This window comes from Thermogemmatispora sp., assembly GCF_019683755.1.
Classification (GTDB): Bacteria; Chloroflexota; Ktedonobacteria; order Ktedonobacterales; family Ktedonobacteraceae; genus Thermogemmatispora.
Genome location: NZ_JADGHT010000320.1, coordinates 1 through 5,410, shown reverse-complemented (window position 1 = coordinate 5,410; position 5,410 = coordinate 1). Strand labels below are relative to the sequence as shown.

General features: G+C 63.8%; 3 protein-coding genes. All 3 read left to right on the top strand.

The genetic code is table 11. The features are described from left to right. The first annotated feature begins 216 nt into the window (after positions 1-216). Positions 217-3,234, top strand: coding sequence for a helix-turn-helix transcriptional regulator (locus IRZ24_RS16305; protein ID WP_297166386.1), 3,018 nt, complete (start codon positions 217-219; stop codon positions 3,232-3,234). Between the two features lie 186 nt (positions 3,235-3,420). Continuing rightward, complete coding sequence (locus tag IRZ24_RS16300) at positions 3,421-4,209, top strand: hypothetical protein (protein WP_297166384.1); 789 nt, start codon at positions 3,421-3,423, stop codon at positions 4,207-4,209. A 31-nt stretch (positions 4,210-4,240) separates the two neighbouring features. Beyond that, the gene (locus IRZ24_RS16295; RefSeq protein ID WP_297166381.1) at positions 4,241-5,182 is read left to right on the top strand and encodes a DUF1028 domain-containing protein; all 942 of its coding nucleotides are present in this window, start codon (positions 4,241-4,243) and stop codon (positions 5,180-5,182) included. Positions 5,183-5,410: the final 228 nt, after the last annotated feature.

Here is a 5,410-nt window from a genome sequence, read left to right as displayed (position 1 = left end):
ATTCATGACGATGGGCAGGATATCAGCTTGAGCACTCCCCACTATCTGGGCGTCTGTCCGATCGGTTGGAGGTACATGTCTCGGCTCTGCCATCAAGGTGCGTCAGGCTTGCTTTTCGCTCCCACATCGAGTACGCTGTTCGCTGGTGAACAGGCCAGACACGGCATGTTCCAGACAGCAGAGTCATGCCGCTGGTAACAAGCAGAGAGCAGGAACATGCAGCAATACGGTCTTTCTCATGACGAGACAGCGCTGGTCGGGCGTGATCGTGAACTCGCCCGGCTGAGGAGCCTTGAGGAGAAGAGTCGCGCTGGTAGCCTGCAGGTGGCACTCCTGGCAGGCGAACCAGGTATTGGCAAGACGCGGCTTTTACGTGAGATTGCTCGCTGTGCCCGCCAGCAGGGGACCACGGTGCTGGAGGGAGGGGCCTCCGACGCCGAGGGGATGCCTCCCTACCTGCCGTTCCTGGAGGCTCTCGGCCAACACATCCGCAGCGCTTCCACCGACGAGCTACGCGCCCAGGCTGGCGCTATGGTCTCCGTTCTGGCTACCATCCTCCCCGAGCTGTCCCTACGCCTGGGAGAGTCCGTCAGCAGCTACCCCTTGCCTCCCGAGCAGGCCCGCCTCCGTCTCTTCGAAGCAGTCGGCATCTTTCTGAGCGCGATCGCTACTCCCCGGCCCTTACTGCTGATCCTGGACGACCTCCACTGGTCCGATCGCGCCAGTCTTGATCTGCTCTGCCACGTGGCCCAGCATCAGACCAACACACGCCTGCTGATCGTGGGGGCCTACCGCGACGGCGAGCTGATGCAGCGCGCCGCTTTCGAGCGCGCCCTGACCGAGCTAGCGCGTCTGCGGCTGCTTACTCCTATCACCCTGGCCCCGCTGACTGCCACAGCGGTGGCCGAGCTGGCCTCGGGCTACCTTGGCGCCACTGTTGACTCCGCCGTCAGCAGGCTGCTAGTCGCTCAGAGCGAGGGCAATCCATTTCTGGTCGAGGAGCTGCTCCGTGGCTGGTTGGAAAGTGGCGCTATTGCCCAGGAACAGGACGGCGGCGCCTTCTGTTTGGTTGCCCCTCATTCTCCTTTGCTGCCGCCCAGTATTTCGAACGCCGTTCGCCAGCGGCTGGCCCGCCTGGCTCCAGCAACCGTCGAGCTGCTGCGCTGCGCGTCGATCATTGGCCGCACCTTTGACGTGGCCCTGTTGGCCAGAGTGACAGGCCAGGACGAAGAGAGTGCGGAGGAATGCTTGCACGAGGCTGTACAGGCCCGCTTGATTCACCAGCTTCCTCCGACCGCGGCCACCGCTCCCAGCAACTTTGCTTTCAGCCACGATACTATTCGCCAGTGCCTCTATCAGGAGGTGAGAGCAGTACGGCGCCTGCGCCTGCACACACGCATTGGGCAGGAGCTGGAGCTACGCCTTGCGCGCGCGCATGCTTCAACCAGCGCTCAGCAACTGGCAGAGCTGGCTTTCCATTTCGCTCGCAGTGGTGAGGTCGAGCGCGGCGCCACCTATTCCCAGAGCGCCGCCCAGCAGGCTCTGCAGACCTATGCCCCTGCAGAAGCGATGGCTCATCAGCAGACGGCCCTGCAGCTCCTCAGTACGGACGACCCTCGCCGTGGCCCCTGGCTCCTCGAACTGGGTGCAGCAGCCCTGCTGGCCTCCGCCTGGCAGGAGGCCATCGACGCCTTCCAATGCGCCCAGGAGTGGGGACGCCGTCACGGCGAGCAACACCTGACCGGCTGCGCTGCGCTGGGGCTGGGCCGCGCCTATTGGCGCCAGGAACGCATTGCCCCGGCCCGGCTGGCCTTGGAGCAGGCTGTCGCGGAGCTTTCGGCCCAGACCACCGCCGAGACCGTCGAGGCCCTGGTCGAGCTGGGTTCACTGCTGATACTAAGCTTGCACCAGCAAGAGGAGGCGCTCACCTGTCTTGAGCGCGCCCTCGATCTTGCCCGCCAGCTCGGCGAGCGACGACTAGAAGCGGCTGCTGGCCGCGCCCTGGGCAATCTATTGATCCGCTCCAATCAGATCCAGCGTGGCCTTCCCCTGTTAGAGCAGGCCCTCTCGCTGGCCCTCTCCCTAGGTGAGGCGCTGGAGGTCTCGGAATGCTGTGCTTGCCTGACGATGGCCTATGGCTGGCATGGCGCACTTGATCGGCGCGCCCAGCTGTTTCCCCTCTGGCTTGAGTACGCTCGCCGTTGCCATGATCCTTATCAGCTGCGGCACCTCTATACACACCTGGCTTCCAGCTACGCCCTGCGCAGCCAGTGGGCCGAGGCCGATGAGGCGCTGGACAGAAGTCAGTCAGTGGTTGAGCAGCTCGCCAGCCCCGAGCCAGCGGCGCTGCTGCAGTGGACACGCGGTCTGCTCCTGGCCCCGCGCGGGCATCTGAGCGAGGCCGAAGATCTTATCAAGACAGCTCTCGTCTGGTATCGCCAGCACGCTGCCCAGTCGCTGGCCTGGTGGCTTGGCGGCCTCGGCTTCGTCCAGGCCATTCAGGGCAAACAGCAGGAGGCCCGTACTTGCCTCGCCGAGCTGGAGACGCTCGTGGCCTCTCTGCCGGCGGAGTCCATGCCCCTGGCGCACGCCCTCTGCTTCATGGCCGCCACCAGCGCGGTGCTTGCCGACCAGACCTGGGCCACACGCCTCTACCCCCGTCTGCTTCCTTTTCGCGGTCAGTTCCATTCCTTTCTGGTCGATCGTCTCCTTGGCGAGCTGGCTCTCCTGACGGGGGAGACCGCTGCCGCCGAGACTCACCTCGCGCGCGCCGAGGCCGCCGCCAGGCGCCTCAGCCTCTCCTTCGAGCTGGCTATGACCCTGGGAGCGCAGTCCTTCCTCGTGCTTGTGCGCGACGGCCCCCAGGCAATTGCCCAGGCCCGGCCACGCCTGGAAGAGGCCGTGGCACTCAGCATCAGTACTGGCACCCCTACCCTGGCGCAGCTCTTGCAGCAACAGTGGCAGGAGTGGGTCCATCCACATGAGCGCGCCGCTGGCCGCCCGGATCGCTCAACCAGATTGGCCTATCAGCCTCTTCCCGCTGGCCTCAGTGCCCGCGAGGGCCAGGTCCTGCGCCTTGTTGCTCAAGGAAAGAGCAATCGCCAGATCGCTGAAATCCTGGTGATCAGCGAGCGGACGGTCGCCAATCATCTGCGCAACATCTTCAACAAGACCGGGGTTGATAACCGCGCAGCTGCCGCTGTGTTTGCTATTCGTCATGGCCTGCTGGATTAAGCCAGACCAGACCTATGTTGCTTTGGTCAATTTTGACTATTCCACCACCGTCGCCGAGCCTCCCCGAGTCACCGACAAAGTCAGTCATTTCTGACGATGTACGTCTAAAGGACAGCTGTTACGCTCTCTTGAGAGCGGTTTAGAAGCATGTCATCGCACATGTCATCTCTCAAGAGGGATTTGCTCATGAAAAAGGTATTGCGCCTGATCGTTCTCTTCGGGGCTCCGCTCCTCGTGGGGACGATCAATCTCGGTCATCCCGTCGTCTCGGCCTATCCCAATGTCTATCACGCTCTGCTGCATCAGGGAGGCTGGTGGCTCGTGCTGCACTTTCTCAATCTGGCCGCCTTTCCTCTGCTGGGCCTGGCTGTCTACTTGCTGACAGAAGACTGGCGCGGTCCGGCGGCCACGGTGAGCAAAGGCGCCATCGCGGCATTTATCCCCCTCTATGCCGCCTTTGATGCAATGGTGGGCCTTGGCACCGGGACCCTGGTTCAGTCCGCTCACACTCTGCCACCGGAGCAGCTCGCTGTCGTCGAACCCATCATTCAAGCCTACTGGGCCAGCAGCACGGCGAATATCCTGGCCACCTTCGGCTCCGCCGCCTGGGGCATCAGCCTGCTGGCGGCGGCGGTGGCCATCACACCACCGGGCCGGTGGCTAGCCGTCACGGCGTTGGCAGTGGTCGGCTTTGCCCTCGTCGGCTGGGGCGTTGCCAGCGGCAGCTCAGGTACGCTGCTCTGGTGGGGAGCCGTAGCTCTCGTGGCTCTCGCCGTGCTGGGACTCAATCGCGGGCGCCCTGTGGCAACCCTGCTTGCACTTGCCGCTATGCTCTTTGGGACAACGCACGTGATCCCCTATGGCCCGCTGGGGGCAGCCTGCTTCCTGGCCGCCGCGCTCTGGCTGCAACTGAGCCAGCAGCCAGCCGCTGACCCCAAAGCACGCGATGTCACACCGGCTGGAGCTGCCTCATAGCCTGAACAGATCGGAAAGGACAGAAACAAAGATGGATCGCCCTTCTTTCCTCCGCCGCGAGCCATTGGCTCACACCTATTCCATTGTGGCCCTCGATCGCGCCTCCGGGCAGATGGGTGTTGCCGTGCAATCCTACTACTTCGGCGTGGGAAGCGTGGTTCCCTGGGCCGAGGCCGGCGTGGGAGCTGTTGCTACGCAAGCTTTTGTCAACACGGACTACGGTCCCGAAGGACTGGCCCTTATGCGACAAGGATTGAGCGCCGCTCAGGCGCTGGAGCGCTTGCTCCAAGGCGATGAGGAACGCGAGATCCGTCAGGTTGCTCTAGTGGATGCCCACGGTGGCGTTGCCGTTCACACGGGACAGCGCTGCGTTGCCGCTGCCGGCCACCTGAGCGGCGACGGCTTCGCGGTCCAGGCCAATATGATGGTCAACGATGGCGTCTGGCCAGCGATGAAACGAGCCTATGAGGAGAGCACAGGCGACCTCTGCGATCGTCTGCTCACAGCCCTGGAGGCAGCCCAGGCCGCGGGCGGCGACATTCGCGGTCAGCAAGCAGCTGCCATAGTCATTGTCTCAGGGAAGCGGACAGAGCAACCGTGGCGTGAACGCCTCTTCGACGTGCGCGTCGAGGATCACCCTCGCCCTGTTGACGAACTCAGGCGCCTGGTGACGATCCGTAAAGCCTGGCTGCTGTTCGAGCAGAGCAATGAGCGGCTGCTGGCGCAGCAGCCCGACGAGGCGATCAGGCTGTTCCGGCAAGCCCTCGCCCTTGATCCCGACAACGTAGATCTCAAGTTTCGCGGGACGGCGATCCTGCTTCAGGCTGGGGAGCTCCCGCAGGCGCTGGTCCTGCTTCGGGAGGTCTTTGTCAGTAAGCCAGGCTGGAGGGAGTTGGTTCCGCGCCTGGCCGCTGTCGGACTGATCCCCAATGAGCCGGAGCTGCTCACGTTGATCCAGGATCAGCGGGCGTGACTGCTCTGGGAGGCACTCAGGCTGTTCTACTTGAGTGGCTCCGTCTTGTCCACTGGCTGGGCTGATCCGCCAACGGCGAGGACGCAGAACGGAGGCGCAGGAGTGACCAGCCCCGCACTGGGACAACCTGCGCGGCGCCTATGCCAGACAGACTGCCTTGATGAGATCACCGGCGTCAACCGCAACTTGTCGCCATCAGCTATGCCATGCCAGAGCGCAGGTCTAGCA

What these genes read in the sequence shown, in the direction of transcription:
- IRZ24_RS16300 (WP_297166384.1), top strand. Translation starts at nt 3,421, where the DNA reads ATGAAAAAGGTATTGCGCCTGATCGTTCTCTTCGGGGCTCCGCTCCTC.
- IRZ24_RS16295 (WP_297166381.1), top strand. Translation starts at nt 4,241, where the DNA reads ATGGATCGCCCTTCTTTCCTCCGCCGCGAGCCATTGGCTCACACCTAT.
- IRZ24_RS16305 (WP_297166386.1), top strand. Translation starts at nt 217, where the DNA reads ATGCAGCAATACGGTCTTTCTCATGACGAGACAGCGCTGGTCGGGCGT.